The organism is Variovorax sp. PMC12 (assembly GCF_003019815.1).
Lineage (GTDB): Bacteria > Pseudomonadota > Gammaproteobacteria > Burkholderiales > Burkholderiaceae_C > Variovorax.
The window spans coordinates 354,253-370,587 of record NZ_CP027774.1; the positions used below are offsets into that span (position 1 = coordinate 354,253).

The 16,335-nt window shown below is 68.6% G+C and carries 18 protein-coding genes; 13 read left to right on the forward strand and 5 right to left on the reverse strand.

Going from position 1 to position 16,335, the window contains the following annotated elements; translation table 11 throughout:
- Nucleotides 1-507 precede the first annotated feature (507 nt).
- The 5 genes from C4F17_RS29105 (at nt 508) to C4F17_RS29125 (ending at nt 4,555) form a co-directional block, all read left to right on the forward strand.
- The gene (locus C4F17_RS29105) at nt 508-1,878 is read left to right on the forward strand and encodes a replication initiation protein (protein WP_081271059.1); all 1,371 of its coding nucleotides are present in this window, start codon (nt 508-510) and stop codon (nt 1,876-1,878) included.
- A 228-nt stretch (nt 1,879-2,106) separates the two neighbouring features.
- Entirely contained in the window at nt 2,107-2,442 is a 336-nt protein-coding gene (locus tag C4F17_RS29110) for a hypothetical protein (protein ID WP_234383127.1), read from the forward strand.
- Nucleotides 2,443-2,559: 117 nt separating this feature from the next.
- Nucleotides 2,560-3,000, forward strand: a complete 441-nt coding sequence (locus C4F17_RS29115; RefSeq protein WP_081271060.1) for an Hsp20/alpha crystallin family protein — start codon at nt 2,560-2,562, stop codon at nt 2,998-3,000.
- A gap of 13 nt (nt 3,001-3,013) precedes the next feature.
- Nucleotides 3,014-3,421 (forward strand): Hsp20/alpha crystallin family protein, encoded by a 408-nt coding sequence (locus C4F17_RS29120; protein ID WP_106937944.1) that lies wholly within the window; start codon nt 3,014-3,016, stop codon nt 3,419-3,421.
- Nucleotides 3,422-3,682: 261 nt separating this feature from the next.
- Entirely contained in the window at nt 3,683-4,555 is an 873-nt protein-coding gene (locus C4F17_RS29125) for an IclR family transcriptional regulator (RefSeq protein WP_234383129.1), read from the forward strand.
- A 32-nt stretch (nt 4,556-4,587) separates the two neighbouring features.
- Here the strand turns inward: C4F17_RS29125 and C4F17_RS29130 are convergent, their stop codons facing one another.
- The 5 genes from C4F17_RS29130 to C4F17_RS29150 are packed head-to-tail and all read right to left on the reverse strand — an operon-like array spanning nt 4,588 to nt 8,945.
- Nucleotides 4,588-5,592 (reverse strand): Bug family tripartite tricarboxylate transporter substrate binding protein, encoded by a 1,005-nt coding sequence (locus C4F17_RS29130; RefSeq protein ID WP_106937945.1) that lies wholly within the window; start codon nt 5,590-5,592, stop codon nt 4,588-4,590.
- A 37-nt stretch (nt 5,593-5,629) separates the two neighbouring features.
- On the reverse strand, nt 5,630-6,613 hold the full coding sequence (locus C4F17_RS29135) for a Bug family tripartite tricarboxylate transporter substrate binding protein (RefSeq protein WP_106937946.1): 984 nt from the start codon (nt 6,611-6,613) through the stop codon (nt 5,630-5,632).
- A 37-nt stretch (nt 6,614-6,650) separates the two neighbouring features.
- Nucleotides 6,651-7,619 carry a Bug family tripartite tricarboxylate transporter substrate binding protein gene (locus C4F17_RS29140; RefSeq protein WP_106937947.1) on the reverse strand — a complete coding sequence of 323 codons (969 nt, stop codon included), beginning with the start codon at nt 7,617-7,619 and terminating at the stop codon, nt 6,651-6,653.
- A gap of 35 nt (nt 7,620-7,654) precedes the next feature.
- Entirely contained in the window at nt 7,655-8,302 is a 648-nt protein-coding gene (gene gstA, locus C4F17_RS29145) for a glutathione transferase GstA (RefSeq protein ID WP_106937948.1), read from the reverse strand.
- Between the two features lie 28 nt (nt 8,303-8,330).
- Nucleotides 8,331-8,945 (reverse strand): glutathione binding-like protein, encoded by a 615-nt coding sequence (locus tag C4F17_RS29150; protein ID WP_234383131.1) that lies wholly within the window; start codon nt 8,943-8,945, stop codon nt 8,331-8,333.
- A 514-nt stretch (nt 8,946-9,459) separates the two neighbouring features.
- Between C4F17_RS29150 and C4F17_RS29155 the strand changes: the two genes are divergently transcribed.
- The 8 genes from C4F17_RS29155 to C4F17_RS29190 are packed head-to-tail and all read left to right on the forward strand — an operon-like array spanning nt 9,460 to nt 16,324.
- A complete protein-coding gene (locus C4F17_RS29155) occupies nt 9,460-10,446 on the forward strand; it encodes a Bug family tripartite tricarboxylate transporter substrate binding protein (protein WP_106937950.1) in 987 nt (328 codons plus the stop codon).
- 49 nt (nt 10,447-10,495) lie between these two features.
- Nucleotides 10,496-12,055 carry an acetolactate synthase large subunit gene (locus C4F17_RS29160; protein WP_106937951.1) on the forward strand — a complete coding sequence of 520 codons (1,560 nt, stop codon included), beginning with the start codon at nt 10,496-10,498 and terminating at the stop codon, nt 12,053-12,055.
- A gap of 41 nt (nt 12,056-12,096) precedes the next feature.
- Complete coding sequence (locus tag C4F17_RS29165; protein WP_106937952.1) at nt 12,097-12,891, forward strand: SDR family NAD(P)-dependent oxidoreductase; 795 nt, start codon at nt 12,097-12,099, stop codon at nt 12,889-12,891.
- Nucleotides 12,892-12,916: 25 nt separating this feature from the next.
- Entirely contained in the window at nt 12,917-13,954 is a 1,038-nt protein-coding gene (locus C4F17_RS29170; protein ID WP_106937953.1) for a glycosyl hydrolase, read from the forward strand.
- Between the two features lie 16 nt (nt 13,955-13,970).
- Nucleotides 13,971-14,480: a VOC family protein gene (locus C4F17_RS29175; RefSeq protein WP_106937954.1), complete on the forward strand. Its 510-nt coding sequence runs from the start codon at nt 13,971-13,973 to the stop codon at nt 14,478-14,480.
- 55 nt (nt 14,481-14,535) lie between these two features.
- Nucleotides 14,536-15,138: an amino acid synthesis family protein gene (locus tag C4F17_RS29180; RefSeq protein WP_106937955.1), complete on the forward strand. Its 603-nt coding sequence runs from the start codon at nt 14,536-14,538 to the stop codon at nt 15,136-15,138.
- 20 nt (nt 15,139-15,158) lie between these two features.
- The gene (locus C4F17_RS29185; RefSeq protein WP_106937956.1) at nt 15,159-16,031 is read left to right on the forward strand and encodes an alpha/beta fold hydrolase; all 873 of its coding nucleotides are present in this window, start codon (nt 15,159-15,161) and stop codon (nt 16,029-16,031) included.
- Nucleotides 16,028-16,324 (forward strand): NIPSNAP family protein, encoded by a 297-nt coding sequence (locus C4F17_RS29190; protein WP_106937957.1) that lies wholly within the window; start codon nt 16,028-16,030, stop codon nt 16,322-16,324. The genes C4F17_RS29185 and C4F17_RS29190 overlap by 4 nt, the downstream gene beginning before the upstream one ends.
- The last annotated feature ends 11 nt before the right edge of the window (nt 16,325-16,335 follow it).

Here is a 16,335-nt window from a genome sequence, read left to right on the forward strand (position 1 = left end):
AATCCGTCGAATGAACAAGATATGCAAACAGAATCGCCAACCGCGGCTCTCTATTGTGAGAAGGGTTGGGGACCAAGGTGAGATCCATTGGGATTGCCTCTCCTGATGAGCCTCCAGGTGGTGCAGATTCCGAAGGATCCGGGCATCCATGAGGCGATCGACGCCCTGGCGCAGCGGCATTCAGCGCCCGTGAGTCCTGACGGACGCCCGGTTCATGCGTCGAAGCCCTTGTCCACTCACGCCAAATCCCAAGCAATCACACATTGGCGCGGTCCAAATCCCATTCGACCTCACAACCGATCCCAAATGTTCTCACATGAAATCCCAGCGTTACTCACACAAACCCTTCCAAGTACATGTCAGGATTGAAGAAACTGCACCTTCAATTCTTCAATCTCTCCAAGTGTTTCTTTTTCAAAGTATCAAGAACGCGCGTTCGAACTGTAAATTGACCGAATCACAAAACCTCGGCATGATGTGAACCCGTTGATCACCTGAAAGAAGTCCATGGAAGAGGGCGAAGTTCCACGACCACCGCCCAAGCCATCCCCCACGCCGGACGAACAGAGCGTTGCCAAGGCCAACGAGGCCATCGCGATCCGGCCCAAGCGGGGGCGTCTGACACTTCTTTCGAGGCGCATCTACAACGCGCTGCTCTATCACTCGCAGCGTCAGGGCGTCGACGAACCGGTTTACAAGCTGGCCCTGAGCGAGCTGATCGGCGATGCCCGTTTCAACTCCAACAACACCGAACTGCTCAAGTCTCATCTGCGGGACATGCAAGCAACCACCATCGAATGGTCAACCAGCGGCACCGGGCTCAAGCGCTGGGTGTCGTCGCAGTTGCTCGGGACGGTCACCATCGAGGAACAGGGTCGGGGACGTCCCTGCACCATCACATGGCGCTACCCAGAAGAGATACGTGAGCGGCTGGTCAGACCCCATCAATACACGCGCGTCCTGCTGGAGATCAGCGGCCAGATGCGAAGCTACCCCGCAGCCGTGCTCTACGAGATCGGTGCGCGCTACCTCACGTCGCCGAGCCGTCTGTCGATGCGCGAGGACGTGCTGTGGTGGGCGGCAGTGCTCACCGGGCGCAGCGACATCACCGAGGTCGACTATCGCTTCCTCAAGCGCGACGTGATCAGCAAGGCGCTGGCCGAGATCGAGGCATTGTGCGAAGACTTCAGCCTTGAGCTCATCGAGCACAAGCGGGGGCGCCGCATCGAGGAAATCCAGTTCAGGGTGGTGCCCAAGCTGCAGCAGCGCCTGGGCGCAGCCGACGATCCCGCGCGCAATGTCTTCGACCTGGAGCTGGTTGGAAAGCTGATCGCGCTGGGCCTCAAGCAGGACGAGGCCCAGGATCTGTATGCGACCACCGACGAAGGGCAACTGCGCGGCACGATCGAGCATGTCGAGCAGCGCCTGCGCAGCCAGACGCTGCCGGCACTGAAGTCGGCCGCTGCCTATTTCAAGGATGCCCTGAAGAAGGGCTACGCCGGCGTGAAGGGGGAGGAGGCCGCCGCGCCCCCGTCGTTGCCTTCGCCGTCAAGAGGCAAACAGGCAGCCGCCCCCGCTGGCGAGGACCGCATGCACCGGATCCGCGAGCTGTGGGAAAACGACCGCATGCAGAAAGCCAAGTCCCTCTACCTGGAAATGCCCGAGGCAATGCAGGCCGAGATGCGCTCACGCTTCGAGGCCGAGCGGCTCGCGCAGATCGCCGCCCCGATCGCCCGCGCATGGCGCCGTGACGGGCCCGCCAGCCGCATCGCGGCCACCACCTTCCATCGCTGGCTGGCACAGGTCACCTGGCCCGAGGCGCCCTCGGACCGGGTGCTGCTCGATTTCGCGCTGGCCCAGGGCGTTGCGGGCATGTAGGCGCCGCGCAGGATTGGAAATTGTCCGACACGCCATGCGCGGGCTAAGTCTTAGATTTTCTCGCCCGCACCCCAGGTGCGGGCCTTGCTGTAAACCTCGACCCGGCCCGCAAGGCCGGGTCTTTTTTGCCAGCAGCAGGCGTCGCATCTTTTCCTCTTGAAATTTGCGACGCAGGGTCCTATGTTGCCTATCGTCAAAAGATTGGTCGACCGAAAAGGAGGTACTGAAATGACCATGAACTTGCTCAGGCAGATTGCCGGCTCCCGTTTGCCGATCTCGTTCTATCGAGCCGAAGACATCGACCGGGTCAAGGTGCTCAGAGCCGCCGGGCTCGTCGTTGCACTGGTTCCGTCGCCCGCGAATCCCCTGGCGCTGTCGGGCGCCGCCGCTGCAGCCCAGGTGCTGGCTGTGACGCAGAAGGGGCGGGAAGAACTCGCAAGGTTCAACTATCCGGAATCGCGCCCGCCGCGCTGGCGAATGCGCATGCCAAGAATCAAGACGGCCACGCCTGTGCACTCAGGCGGATCTGCGCCAGTCCACCGGGAGCCCGCGCGGCCGCAGTAGCAGGCCCGCGAGCCAGACGCCGAAGCCGTCTGACTTCATTTCTTGTTCGCCATTTCCCCGACCGAGTCCCGTGGCGCATGCCCGGCGCTCCGGTCGGTCCTGCAAGGAGGTTTTGCCATGTATCGATCTCTGTTTCCTCGCGACATCTTCGCGGAGATGGATCGCCTGCAGCGCGATGTGCAGCAGGCCTTCGACCTGTCTCCCACCATCCGCGGCGTCGCGCGCAACGGATTTCCCGCGCTCAACGTCGGAAGCACGCCGCAAGCGCTGGAGATCTTCGCCTTCGCGCCGGGTGTGGATCCCTCGACCCTCGAGGTGAATCTGGAGCGCGGCCTGCTGACGATCTCGGGCGAGCGCAAGAACGCGCTGCCGGGTGCGCTGGACAAGTCCGCCACCGTTCACATCAACGAGCGCTTCGAAGGGACCTTCCGCCGGGCGATGACCCTGCCCGACGACGCGGACCCCGACGCGGTCGAAGCCAGGCTTCGAGACGGTGTGCTGCACATCAGCGTGAAGCGCCGCGCATCCGCCCAACCGCGTCGCATCGAAATCCAGTGACAAGGAGCAGACCATGAGCAACAGCATCCAGGCCCCCGCGAACGCCGCCGCCGGCGAGCATGTGCAGAGGGAACATTCCAGCTACAGCGACGCAGCCCTGACACCGCCCGTCGACGTGGTCGAGGACGCCAACGGCATCACGCTCTACGCCGACCTTCCCGGGGTCAGCCGCGACAAGCTGAACCTCCATGTCGAGGCGTCGACGCTGACCATCGACGCCGAGTCCGATCTGCAGGTGCCGCAAGACCTGCAGACCAGCCACACGGAGGTCGGCCTCGGCCGCTTCCGGCGCGTGTTCACCTTGAGCAAGGAGCTGGACACGCAAGGTGTCACGGCAGAGCTCGCGCAAGGCGTTCTGAAGCTGCGCATTCCCAAGGCTGCGCATGCACAGCCGCGACGCGTGCAGGTCCAGGTGAGGTAGAGCCCGCGCAGGGGTGCGTGCCGCCGGGCGTGGCGGTACGCACCCGGGCGTTCCAGCGCCCTGGCGCGCGATGGCAAAGGGCATGCGCGTGCTCGAGCTCTTCAACGAGCACGTCACGCCCCGTCAAAGCCGGCTTGAGCGGCATCACCGGTTCTCACAGAAAACCGTCTCACCGAACATCGCCGGGTGGCCGGCCGCCGATGTGAGCTGCTTCGCATGGCGAGGCGCGCCCCGCGGACCGCATCCACTAAGATCGGCCCGATGAAGCAAGAGGGCGGGCGCGAGGCGCGCCGTGAAGAGAGTACGGGTGGCCGCGTTCCCGCGCACGCACGCGCGCCGCGGGTGTCCGGCGTGACCGATGGGCAACTCGATGCGCCATCGCGCGGCGCGGCGGAGTCGAGCCTGTCGCGCCTTCTTGGGACGCTGGGCCTGTTCTCCACCGACAGCCCCTCCCTCACGGTGGAAGAGATCGCCTCCCGCCTCAAGGTGCCCAAGAGCACGGCCTACCGCTATATCCAGGAACTGTCGAAGGTGGGCCTGCTGGTGCGGCTGGACCGCAGCATCACGCTGGGCCCGCGCATCATCGAGCTGGACCGCAGCATCCGCGAGTCCGACCCCGTGATCCGCGCGGCCGCGCCGCCCATGCGGGAACTGGCGGAGCAGACGGGACTGGACGTGTTCCTGTCCAAGCTGTACGGCCATTCCATCATCACGGTACACACCGAATTCAACGACCCCCTGCCGCACTTGCGCTATGGCCGGGGCCGGCCGGTGCCGGTGTTGCGCGGCGCGAGCGCGAAGGCCTTGGTGGCCTTCCTGCCGGCGGCGCGGCTGCGCCGGCTGCACCAGGAACTGGCCAGCGAGGCATCCGACACCGCGCCATGGGAGGTGTTCTACGAGGAAGCGCAGCGCATCCGCCGCGAGGGCTACTGCCGGACCTCGGGCGAACTCAACGAGGGCAAGACCGGCGTGTCGGCGCCGATCTTCGGGCGTGGGCGCCTGGTGGTGGCCAGCGTCACCGCGTTGGGCAGCGATGCGCGACTGGCGCTTTTCGACGCAGAGGCCATCGCCGAACTGGTCAAGCGCACCGCGCACATGATCAGCGTGAGGCTGTCGGCCGACGGGCACTTGTAGACACCTGCGACGTGCCCGTGCGGCCAGCTCGTTCAGAACACGATGTTGGCCTTCTTGACGACAGGTGCCGCCGAGGCCAGCGAGCGGCGCCAGGTCTGCAGCGCCTGTGCCGGCGTGCTCACCACCGGTTCCAGGCCCAGCGCGACCATGCGCGCCTGCACTTCGGCATCGCCCGCGATGGCCTGCAGCGCGGTGGCCAGCCTGGTGACGACCGGCTCGGGGGTGCCGGCCGGCGCGAATACCGCGAACCAGCCGGCGTTGCCCATGTCGCGCACGCCCAGCTCCTCGAAGGTCGGCACCGCGGGCAGCGAACGCACGCGGCGCAGGCCGGTCACCGCCAGCGGGCGCACCGAGCCCGCCGTCACCATGGCCTCGACGGCGGCGACGGTCAGGAACACGGCATCCACCTGGCCGCCCATCAGGTCGGTGACGGCGGGCGATGAGCCCTTGTAGGGCACGTGCAGCAGTTCGACGCCGGCCGATTCGGCCAGCACCTCGCCCATCACGTGGGCCGACGAGCCGGCCCCGAAGCTGCCATAGCTGAGCTTGCCGGTCTTGGCCTGCTGCAGGAAGGCGCGCAGGTCCCTGGCCGGGCTGTCGGCGCGCACGGCCAGCACCAGCGGTGCATTGGCCATCACGCTGACGATGGTGAAGGCCTCCTGCATGCTCTTGCCCGGCGCCACTAGCTGCTTGGAGGCGAGCGCGGCGATCACATGCGTGGAGTTGCTGCCGAACATCAGCATGTGGCCGTCGGCCGGTGGCTGGAGCACGGCCCGCGCGGCGATCAGGCCGTTGGCACCAGGCTTGTTGTCGATCACGACCGTGCCGCCCAGCGCGGCCTGCAGCTTCTGACCGATAAGCCGGGCCACGGTGTCGGTGCCGCCGCCGGCGGCGAAGGGCACCACAAGGTTGATCGGCCGTTGCGGCCAGCCGGCAGCGCGCGCCAGGCCGCTGCCGCAGGCGGCGAGCGCGGCGAGCGCGCCGAGGGCCCTGCGGCGCCGGCGAAGAAGTAGGGGACGGGATGGGGTCGCAGTCATGGGATTGGAGCGGAGCAAAGGAAAAAGAAGCCGACCGTCAGTCGACGCGGATCTGCCGCGTCCTGACGATGCGGTCATAAGTGGCGCGGCCCTCGGCGATGCGGGCCGCCATCTGGCCGGGCGTGCTGTAGACGGTGGTGAAACCCAGGTTGCCGAAGGCCTTGGCCACAGCCTCCGATGCCAGTGCGGCACGCATGGCCTCGTTGAGCCGCGCCACGATTTCCGGTGGCGTGCCGGCGGGCGCGAGCAGGCCGAAGAAGCCCTGGATGGTCATCTCCGGCAGGCCGGCCTCGGCGGCGGTGGGAATGGCGGGGAAGGCCGGGTCGCGCCGCTCGCCGGTCATGAACAGCGGCACCAGTTGGCCGGCGCGCAGAGCGCCGATCAGGGGCGAGCTGACTTCGTCCATCAGCTGCGCCTCGCCACGGATCACCGCGTCCTTGGCCATCACGGCGCCCTTGTAGGGCACATGCACCACCGGCGCGCCGGTGGCGGCCAGGAATATCTCGCCCAGCAGGTGGTTGCTGGAGCCCATGCCGGCCGAGGCGAAGTTGAGCTTGCCGGGCTGGCGCTTTGCCAGCGCCACGAACTCCTGCACCGTGCGCACCCCCAGGCCCGGATTCGTGACGAAGACGAAGGATTGCGTGGCGCCCAGGCTCACCGGCACCAGCGTGGCGACATGCTCCTGGTTGGGATAGATCGCCGGCGCCGCCGTCAGGCTGCTGCCGCTGCCCCACAACAGCGTGTAGCCGTCGGGCCTGGCCAGGGCGGCCGCCTTGGTGCCGATGCGCCCGCCCGCGCCCGCGCGGTTCTCGACCACCACGGCCTGCTTCAGCTCCACCGACAGCGCCTGCGCGACGGCCCGGGCCGAGATGTCGGTCGAGCCACCCGGCTCGAAGGAGACGACGAGCGTGATCGGGCGCGAAGGCCATGTTTCGGCACGCGCGGCGGTGCTGCCGAGCAGACAGGCCGCGGCCAGCAGGAAGAGGGCGGTGCGGCGGCGGGCGCAGGAAAGGGTCGGCATGGCGGGCTTTCTGAAAAAAGAAGACGCGACGGCGTCGTCAGTCCAGCGACACGTTGGCCTCGCGGGCCACGCGCCGCCACTTGTCCAGCTCGGCCTGCAGCTTGGCGCGGAACTGCGGCCCGGCCGCCGCCGTCACGGCCACGCCGCGGGCGCCGAGCCGGGACTCCATCTCGGGCGTGCGGATCACCTTGTCCAGCGCGGTGCCCAGGGTCGTCACCACGGCAGGCGGCGTCCCGGCAGGCGCGAACACGCCCATCCAGCCCTCGGCCACCAGCCCGCAGTAGCCCAGCTCCTGCAGCGTGGGAACGTCGGGCAGGCCCGGCAGCCGCCTCGGAGATGGCGTGGCCAGCGCGCGCAGCTTGCCGGCCTGGATCTGCGGCAGCACCACGGCGGTGGTGTCGAAGGTGAAGTCGACGTCACCCGCCAGCAGCGAGGTCATGGCCTGCTGGCTGCCCTGGAAAGGCACGTGCGTGGCCCGGATGCCGGTGGCATGGAGGAAGAGCTCGCCGATCAGGTGATTGGTCGAGCCCATGCCGAAGGACGAGTAGTTGAGCTTGCCCGGCTGCGCCTTCGCGGTGGCGATGAGTTCGCGCACGTTCTGCGCCGGCGAGCCCGCGGGCACGGCGAGCACGAAGCTCACGATGCCGACCTCGGTGATGGGCACGAAGTCCTTGAGCAGGTCGTAGGGCGCGGCCTTGCGCGTGACGGGGTTGATCAGCAGTTCGGCGCCGGTGCCGAAGAACAGCGTGTGGCCGTCGGGCTTGGCGCGCGCGACCGACTGTGCGCCGATCGTGCCGCCGGCGCCCGCGCGGTTGTCCACCACGATCGACTGCCCCAGCGCCGGTGCCAGTTTCTCGGCGATCAGCCGGGCCGCGCCGTCGGTGCCGCCGCCGGGCGGAAAGCCGACCACCAGGTGGATGGGCGCCGTGGGAGAGGCCTGGGCACAGGCCAGCGCCGGCACCAGGGCGGTCAGGCAGGTCAGCAGGAAGCGTCGGAGCATGGGCATGGTCGGTCCTTGCGCAAGAGTGGCGAAGACGGGGGTCAGTGCGCGGCGGCGGTTGCCGCGGCTGCACGTTCGCGCTCGCCCTGGGCGGCTGCCGCGGCCTCGGCCGCGCGCACGCTGGGGCGTGCGCCGCAGCGTGCGAGGTACGCCTCCAGGTGCGGCCAGTCCCGCGTGTCGATGGCATGCGCGCGGGTCCACATGGCGATCGTGTAGCAGTGCGCGTCGGCGATGGTGAAGGCCTCGCCCGTGAGGAAGCTGCGGCCGGCCAGCTGCTCGTTCACCCACTGCAGCTTGGACTCGACGATGCGGCGGGCGATGGCCTTGTACTCGGGCGGCGTCACGGCCTTGAACAGCGGCATGAAGCCACCCTTGTGCAGGTCGGCGGCGATGAAGCTCATCCACTCCAGCACGCGGTAGCGCGGCAGGCCCGCACCCGGCAGCAGCGTGTTGCCGGGGCGCAGGTCGGCCAAGTACTGCATGACGATGCAGCCCTCGCTGAGGTGCTGGCCGTCGGGCAGCTCCAGCGTGGGCACGGTGCCCTTGGAGTTGACGGCGAAGTAGTCGCGGCCATCTTCGAGGCGCTTGGTTTTCATGTCCACCCACGCCAGGGTCAGCGGCAGCTGCAGTTCGCGCGCGACGATATCCACCGCGAGCGAGCAGCCGCGGACTTCGTGATAAAGCTTCATGGGGTTCTCCGGGTAAGGGGCATGGCGTTCAGGCTGCCGCACGGCGGGCGAGTTCGGCGCGTTCGGCGGCCCGCGCCGCCTGCACGCTGGGTCGCGACTCGATGCGCTGCACGTAGGCGTGCAGGCGGGGCCATTGCGCGAGGTCGATGGCTTGGAGCTCGGCCCACATCACGATGGCGTGGCAGTGGGCGTCGGCCGCGGTGAAGCGCTCGCCGTGAAGGTAGTTGCGCGTGGCCAGCACCTCGTCGAGCCAGGCAAGGCGCCGCTGCACGTTGCCGATGGCGATGCTGCGGTAGTCCGGCGGCGTGTTGGCACGGAACAGCGGCGTGAAGCTCTTGTGCAGTTCCGAGCCCAGGAAGTTCATCCACTCGAGCACGCGGTAGCGGTCCATGTCCAGGCTGCGCGGCAGCAAGCCGTCCGCGCCGTGGCGGTCGCAGAGGTACTGAATGATCACGGCGGCCTCCGTGAGGACCTGGCCGTCGTCCGTCTCCAGCGCCGGCACCTGGCCCTTGGGGTTGATGCGGTGCAGGTCGCTGCCGTCGTGGAGCTTCTTCGCCCGCACGTCGACCCAGACGCGCTGGGGCGCGATGCCGATCTCGCGCGCCACGACATCCACCGCCAGCGCGCAGGTGTGTGGGGTCATGTAGAGCTTCATCGAACGGCGCTCCTCGCGTGGTGCGCGTGCCGCCTCGTGGTGCGGCTGTGCACCGATTGGTTGCAAATCATTGAAGTTGAGGTCATAAAATTACTGCTATGCGATAAATATGCCATCGATGAGTGTGATGTGTGTTGGTGGAACTACCCAGATGTGAGCCGGAAAGGCCGCGTGTTTCGCGACGGGAAACTGGACGCAGGCTTCCTCTTGCAGATCTATCGTGCTGTGAGATTTACTGCATTGCGAGAATACGGTTGCGCTGGCTCGATGTGTTGGCTGGAACGGTCCTTGCGTGCATACATTCCGAATGGATGAAAAGTTGCATTTGAAGAAGTGAATGATGCAAATAAAAAATGCATGATTTCGCTTATTCGATAAAAAAGCATATGATTGCCACAACGACGAGGCGATCGGTGCTGCCAGTTGTCCATTGCCGCCCAGGAGCATTCCCCCGGTTCCTGGTGCCGGCCCCGTCTTCACAGGGGTGCCAAGGAAACGTGCAATGAGAAGAAAGTTCGTTCTGCGGGCCTGCGGTGCCATCGCGCTGGCTGCGGCATCGTGGCTGGTGCCGCTGCAGGCATCGGCCCAAGGCAACTGGCCCTCGCGGCCCATCCGCATCGTGGTGCCGTACCCGCCGGGCACCGGTCCGGACGTCATGGCCCGCCTCGTGGGCGAGGGGCTGGGCAAGGAGCTCAAGGCGACCGTCGTGGTGGAGAACAAGGCCGGGGCCAACGGCATCATCGGCACGGCCGAGGTGGTGAAGGCGCCTGCCGACGGCTACACCTACCTGCTGGTCGACCGGCTCACGCTCACGGTCAACCCGCTGCTCTACCAGCCGCCCTACGATCCCCGGAAGGACCTTGTCTCCGTCAGCAACATCGCCGACGTGAACCTGTACCTGGTCACCAGCGCGCAGCTGCCGGTGACCGACTTCAAGTCCTTCGTGGCCTATGCCAAGGCCCACCCGGACAAGGTCACCTTCGGCACCGGCGGCGTGGGCAGCGTGATGCACCTGAACATGGAGCTCCTCGAATCGGGCACGGGCGTCAAGTTCCTGCACGTGCCCTACAAGGCGCTGGCAGAGGTGATCCCGGCCATGCTGGGCGGCCAGGTCGAGGTCACTTCCGGCGGCGTCGAGGCCATGCTGCCCTATGTGCAGAAGGGCAGCTTCAGGCTTCTGGCCGTGGGTGCGCCCCAACGGCAGGCCATCGTGCCCAACGTGCCCACCATCACCGAGGCGGGCGGCGCGGACATGCTGCTGTCCACCTCCTACTCCTTCCATGCGAAGAGCGGCGTGCCGCCCGAGATCCTGGCGCGCATGAACGCCGCGCTGGCCAAGGTGCTGTCGCAGCCCGAACTCAAGCGCTGGGCGGCCGAGCGCGGCCTGGGCGCGGGAGCTTCCACGCCGGCCGACCTGGACGCGCGCATCGCCGTGGACAACGACCGCATCGGCCGCTTGGTGCGCGAGCGCGGCATCAAGGTGCAGTGACGACCGCAGCGGCCCTTCCCTGAAAAGACACAACGAGAGGACATCGGCGATGACTGAGCAGACTGGCGCCCAGGCCCTGTGGGCGGCGCTCTCCGGCGAAGGGGTGGACACCTGCTTCGCCAACCCCGGCACGACGGAACTGGACCTGGTGCGCGCCCTGGAGGGCCAGGATTCGATCCGCTGCGTGATAGGCCTGCAGGAGAACGTCTGCACTGGCGCGGCCGACGGCTACGGACGCATGCTCGGGCGGCCCGCCGCCACGCTGCTGCACCTGGGCCCGGGCTTTGCCAACGGCATCGCCAACCTGCACAACGCGCGGCGCGCGCGCACGCCGATCGTCAACCTGATCGGCGACCACACCAGCTGGCACCTGCCCTTCGATGCGCCGCTGACCTCGGACATCGAATCGCTGGCGCGGCCGGTGTCGGGCTGGGTGCACCGCATCGCCAGCACGGCCGATGCGCCGCGCGCCGCCGCCGAATCGGTGCGCCAGTCGCTCGCCAACGGCGGGCAGGGGGCGACGCTGATCTTTCCGGCGGATTTCCAGGCCGAGCCGCTGCGCGGCGCGTCCAACGACGCCGACGCCCCGGCGCCAGCCGCAGCCCGTGCCGCGGCCATCGGCATCGCCGCCTGCGCACAGCGCCTGCGCACGGCGCGCCGCATCGTCTTCCTGCTGGGTGGCGGGGGCGAGCTCGGCGGCCTGGGCGTACGGGCGCAACATGCCGCGGCGCGGCTGTGCGCAGCGCTGGGCGCCACGGCCTATGCCGAAACGTTCCCGGCCCGCGCGGAGCGTGGCCAGGGCCTGCCGGCCTTCGACCGCTTGCCCTATTTTCCCGAGCCGGCACGCGCCGTGCTCGATCCGGCCGACCTGGTGGTGCTGGCCGGCGCGCTGCCGCCCGTCACCTACTTCGGCTACGCGGGCCACCCCAGCCTGCTGGTCGAGGCCGATCGCCTGCTGACCGTGGGCGAGCCCGGCCATCCGGTGGCCGAGGCGCTGGAGCAGCTGGCCGATGCGCTGCAGGCTCCGGCCTGCGAAGCGCCCGTGCATCCGCTGCCGGCCGAACCCACCGGCGCGCTCACGCCCGCGGCCATCGGCGCGGTGCTCACGCGCACGCTGCCCGAAGGCGCCATCGTCTCGGTCGAGGGCGGCACCTGCGGCTACCCCTTCTATGCCGCATCGGCCGCCGCGGCGCCGCACACGACGCTGACCAACACCGGCGGCGCCATCGGCCAGGGCCTGCCCGTGGCGGTGGGCGCGGCCATCGCCTGCCCCGGGCGGCGGGTGGTGGGACTGCTGTCCGACGGCAGCACGCAGTACACGATCCAGGCGCTGTGGACGATGGCGCACGAGCAGCTCGACGTGGTCGTGCTCATCGCCGCCAACCATCAGTACGCCATCCTGCGCAACGAACTGCGCCGCGGCGGCGCTGCACTGGGCGCGCGCGCCGAGGCGCTCACCGCGCTCGACTCGCCGCGCATCGACTGGGTGGGGCTGGCGCAGTCCTATGGCGTGCCGGCCACCCGCGCCGCCACGGCCGAAGAACTCACGGTCCAGCTGCGCGCCGCCTTCGGGCGCCGCGGCCCGGCCCTCATCGAAATGGCCCTCTGAACTCAGCGGCGGGCCGCAACGCATTCAAGGAGCAATCGAAGATGGATCTCAGACTCAAGGGCAAGGTGGCCGTGGTCACGGGCGGCAGCCTGGGCATCGGCCGGGCAGTGGCGGAAGCCTTCGCGGCCGAAGGCGTGCGCGTGGCCATCGTGGCGCGCAGCCGGGACGCGCTCGAGCAGGCCGCACGGGAAATCACCGCGAAGACCGGCGTGGAGGTGCTGGCCACGCCCGCCGACGTGAGCGACACCGCGCAGGTGCAAGCCGCCGTCGACAAGGCGGCGGCGCACTTCGGGCGCATCGACATCCTGGTCAACGGCGCGGCCCATCCGGGCGGGCTGGTGCGCAGCGAGATCGAGAACGCCGATCCCGAAGGCCTGCTGCAGGACATCGACATCAAGGTCGTGGGCTACATGCGCTTCGCCAAGGCCTGCGCGGCGCACATGCGAAAGGGCGGCTGGGGCCGCATCATCAACATCGGCGGCCTGACCGGACGCGGCAGCAAGCAGCTCTCAGGCCTGCGCAACGTGGCCGTGGCGCACATGACCAAGACGCTGTCGGACCAGCTCGGCCCCTCGGGCATCACGGTCAACGTGATCCACCCCGGCGTGGTGGAGACGCCGCACATCCACGAGCTCTACGCGAAGGAAGCCAGGCTGCAGGGCCTCACGCCCGCGCAGGTCGAGGCGAACTACGCCAAGGCCACGCCCATCCGCCGCGTGCTGCAGGTCGGCGAGATCGCCGACGTGGTGCTCTTCCTCGCTTCGGACCGCGCGGCGGCCATCACCGGCGAATCCATCGCGGTCGACGGCGGCATCACGCGCGGCATCTTCCTCTGAGCCATCCATCCAAGGAGTCACAGACATGAACGGAACCATTCTCGTGGGCACGGCAGGGCAGGGCATCCTGCGCAGCGCGGACGACGGCGCCACCTGGCACCGCCTGGGCCTGAAGGAGGCCATCGAGTTCGACGGCACGGTGCGCGCGCTGGCCGTGGACCCGGCCGACCCCAGCCGGGTGCTGGCCGGCGCGGACGTGGGCATCTGCCTGTCGATCGACGGCGGCGCGCATTTCCAGCGCATGGCCTCGCCGGCCGACGGCCAGACCGTCTGGGCGCTCGCCTTCAGCCCGCTGGACCCGAAGCTGGTGCTGGCCGGCACCGGCGCGCCGTCGCGCTCGCGCATGCACCGCTCGCGCGACGGCGGCCTGAGCTGGGAGCTGCTCGACGTCGAGCTGCCCGAGTTCTGCTCCGGCGTGCACCGCCCGCGCATCCTGACCATTGCCTTCCATCCGCAGCGCGCCGGCGAAGCATGGTTCGGCGTGGAGGAGGGCGGCGCCTGGCGCACGCGCGATGCGGGCGACAGCTGGGAGCGCATCGACACGCCCGGGCGTGGCATCAACAACTCCGACATCCATGCCATCTCGGTGCTGCCGGCCACCCGGGATGCGCCGGCCAAGCACATCGTGGTGACCGTCAATTCGGTGTGCGAGAGCGTCGACGATGCCGAGAGCTTCGTGTGCCACCCGTCCAAGGACCGCTTCGACGGCCTGTACTACACCCGCACGGTGCAGCCGCTGGACGCCGAGGGCCGCGAGCTGCTGCTGGCCATCGGCGACGGCACGCCGGGTTCGCGCACCCGCATCTATCGCTCGGGCGACCGCGGCCAGACCTGGGCACAGACGCTGCTGAACACCGCGCCCAATTCCACCGTGTGGACCTTCGGGGCCCATGCGAGCGACCGCGGCCTGCTGTTCGCCGGCACCAAGTACGGCCACCTGCTGCGCTCCACCAACGGCGGGCGCAGCTGGTTCAAGGAATGGCGCGACTTCAGCGAGATCACCTCGGTGGCCTGGACGCCTTTCGTGGCGCCGGTGCATGCGCATCCGCAGTCCATCCACTGACGCGAGGAGGCCGGCCATGAACACCCGCAACCCCGTGCCCACCGACGGCACCGGCAGCACTGTCGAGGAGGTCCGTCCGCGCATCCGCCGCACGCACCTGGCGCTGTTCGTGAAGGACCCCTTCGCGTCCGCACCCTGGTACGAGGAAGTGCTGGGGATGCAGGTCACGGCGCGCGGGGCGCGATGGGTGTTCCTCTCCTTCGGGCAGAAGCACCACGACATCGCGCTCATCCAGGTGGACGAGCCCGAGGCCGCCAGCCGCGGCACGGTGAACATGCAGCACTACGGCCTGGAGATCGAGGGCGGCCTGGACGACCTGCGCCGGCTCTACGGCATGCTGCTGCGCAAGAACGTGGAGGTGGTCAAGACCACCGACCACAAGGTGGGCTACGGCCTGTACTTCCACGACCCCGATGGCCACCGCTTCGAATTCTTCCTCGAACTCGTCCACGACGACGAGGAAGCCAAGCGCCTGCTGGGCGAATACAACGCGCCCAGCAACGCCTTGGACCTGCAGCCGCTGTAAGCGACTGCCTGCTGCACCTCCACTCCATCCATTCCCATTCCTGGACACGATCAACATGAGCACCCCCGACCTCAGCGCCTTCCACATCCGCAAGTGGTACCTCCAGATCGAGGACACCCTGGCCGGCGAGACCGGCGCACCCGCCGACGGCGAGCCGCTGCGCAAGATCGTCATCGCCGCCTGCCTTCGCAACCCCTTCGCGGGCCGCTACGTCGAAGACCTGTCGTCCTGGATCGCGCCCTCGCCCGAGCTCGGAAGGGAGTTCGGCCGCCGCATCCGCGAGGCCGCGGGCGGCCAGGCCATCGAGAGTTACGGCAAGGCCTGCCTGGTGGGCATCGACGGCGAATACGAGCACGGCAACGCGCTGCTGACCAACCCCGCCGCCAACCCGGTGCGTGAAGGCGTGGGCGGCGGCAAGTCGTGGGTGCCGTCCACCGGCAAGCGCGGCGGGCCCGGCACCGTCATCGACATTCCGCTGGCGCACAAGGACGCGCTGTACGTTCGCTCGCACTACGACACCGTCTCGGCGATGTTCGGCGACGGCCCCAACCGCGACGAAGTGGTGCTGATCTGGGCCTTCGCCACGCGCGGACGGCTCAACGCGCGCCTGGGCGGCCTGAAGGCCTCGGAAATCAAGGGCGAGGACGGCCTCGTCTGAGCGCCGCCGGAGAGCCGCACATGCAACGCCGCGACCACCGCCTGAGCCACGATGGCCTGGGCTTCCACATCACCGAATGGGGCGAGCCCGACGCCTGGCCCGTGCTGATGCTCCACGGCATCCGCGGCTATGCCGAGACCTTCGCGGGCGTGGCGGGCGCACTGCAGCCCGGGTTCCGCGTGATCGCCTTCGACCAGCGCGGCCGCGGCGAGACCGACTGGGACCCGGGGCACGGCTACTACACCGACACCTACGTCGCCGACGTCGAGGCGCTGGTGGCGCAACTGGGCCTGCAGCGCTTCGACCTGCTCGGCCATTCGATGGGCGGCATCAACGCCATCGTGTATGCCGCGCGACATCCCGGCAAGGTGCGCCGCCTGGTCATCGAGGATGCCGGCCCCGGCGCCTTCGACGCGAGCGACGGTGCCACCCGCATCCGCAAGGAACTGGCGAGCACGCCCACCGCCTTTGCTTCCTGGGACGAAGCCGCCACGTTCATGCGCGCACTGCGCCCCACGGTGACGGAGGAGGCGCGCCAGCAGCGGCTGCACAGCATGCTCAAGCCGGTGGGTGGCGGCGGCTTCACCTGGCGCTACGACCATGCGGGCATCGCCGCCACGCGCCTGAACCCCGACCCCGCGCGCCAGGTGGACCTTGCCGCATGCGTGAAGCAGCTGCAGTGCGACACGCTCGTGGTGCGCGGCGGCCGCTCCGACTACCTGCAGCCGGCCATGGCCGAGCGCATGCGAACCCTCAACCCGCGCATCTCCACGCTCGAGATTCCCGATGCGGGCCACTATGTCCACGACGACCAGCCGGCGCTCTTCGCGACGGCCGTCACTGCCTTCCTGAAGCGGCCCGAGGCGGCCGCCTCGGGCCGACCCCACCCATGATCCACGAACTCAGAACCTACACCCTGGTGCCCGGCGGCGTGCGCGACTACCTGCGCATCTACAACGAGTGTGGCCGCGAGCTGCAGACCCGCACGCTCGGACAACTGGTCGCGTTGATGACGCCGGAAAGCGGCGACATCAACCAGCTGGTCTTCCACTGGGCCTTCGACAGCCTCGACGACCGCGCACGTCGCCGTGCCGCACTGATGGCCGACCCGGCCTTCGCGGAATTCCGCAAGCAGGTGCGCCACCTGCTGCTGCGCCAGGAGAGCCGGCTGCTCTCGCCCGCCTGAGGCCCTCGCAC

Excerpts from the sequence above, each read along its gene's own strand:
- C4F17_RS29170 (WP_106937953.1), top strand. The coding sequence starts at position 12,917 with ATGAACGGAACCATTCTCGTGGGCACGGCAGGGCAGGGCATCCTGCGC.
- C4F17_RS29150 (WP_234383131.1), bottom strand. The coding sequence starts at position 8,945 with ATGACCCCACACACCTGCGCGCTGGCGGTGGATGTCGTGGCGCGCGAG.
- C4F17_RS29160 (WP_106937951.1), top strand. The coding sequence starts at position 10,496 with ATGACTGAGCAGACTGGCGCCCAGGCCCTGTGGGCGGCGCTCTCCGGC.
- C4F17_RS29190 (WP_106937957.1), top strand. The coding sequence starts at position 16,028 with ATGATCCACGAACTCAGAACCTACACCCTGGTGCCCGGCGGCGTGCGC.
- C4F17_RS29155 (WP_106937950.1), top strand. The coding sequence starts at position 9,460 with ATGAGAAGAAAGTTCGTTCTGCGGGCCTGCGGTGCCATCGCGCTGGCT.
- C4F17_RS29140 (WP_106937947.1), bottom strand. The coding sequence starts at position 7,619 with ATGCCCATGCTCCGACGCTTCCTGCTGACCTGCCTGACCGCCCTGGTG.
- C4F17_RS29125 (WP_234383129.1), top strand. The coding sequence starts at position 3,683 with ATGAAGCAAGAGGGCGGGCGCGAGGCGCGCCGTGAAGAGAGTACGGGT.
- C4F17_RS29130 (WP_106937945.1), bottom strand. The coding sequence starts at position 5,592 with ATGACTGCGACCCCATCCCGTCCCCTACTTCTTCGCCGGCGCCGCAGG.
- C4F17_RS29115 (WP_081271060.1), top strand. The coding sequence starts at position 2,560 with ATGTATCGATCTCTGTTTCCTCGCGACATCTTCGCGGAGATGGATCGC.
- C4F17_RS29120 (WP_106937944.1), top strand. The coding sequence starts at position 3,014 with ATGAGCAACAGCATCCAGGCCCCCGCGAACGCCGCCGCCGGCGAGCAT.
- C4F17_RS29110 (WP_234383127.1), top strand. The coding sequence starts at position 2,107 with ATGACCATGAACTTGCTCAGGCAGATTGCCGGCTCCCGTTTGCCGATC.
- C4F17_RS29185 (WP_106937956.1), top strand. The coding sequence starts at position 15,159 with ATGCAACGCCGCGACCACCGCCTGAGCCACGATGGCCTGGGCTTCCAC.
- C4F17_RS29135 (WP_106937946.1), bottom strand. The coding sequence starts at position 6,613 with ATGCCGACCCTTTCCTGCGCCCGCCGCCGCACCGCCCTCTTCCTGCTG.
- gstA (WP_106937948.1), bottom strand. The coding sequence starts at position 8,302 with ATGAAGCTTTATCACGAAGTCCGCGGCTGCTCGCTCGCGGTGGATATC.
- C4F17_RS29165 (WP_106937952.1), top strand. The coding sequence starts at position 12,097 with ATGGATCTCAGACTCAAGGGCAAGGTGGCCGTGGTCACGGGCGGCAGC.
- C4F17_RS29180 (WP_106937955.1), top strand. The coding sequence starts at position 14,536 with ATGAGCACCCCCGACCTCAGCGCCTTCCACATCCGCAAGTGGTACCTC.
- C4F17_RS29175 (WP_106937954.1), top strand. The coding sequence starts at position 13,971 with ATGAACACCCGCAACCCCGTGCCCACCGACGGCACCGGCAGCACTGTC.
- C4F17_RS29105 (WP_081271059.1), top strand. The coding sequence starts at position 508 with ATGGAAGAGGGCGAAGTTCCACGACCACCGCCCAAGCCATCCCCCACG.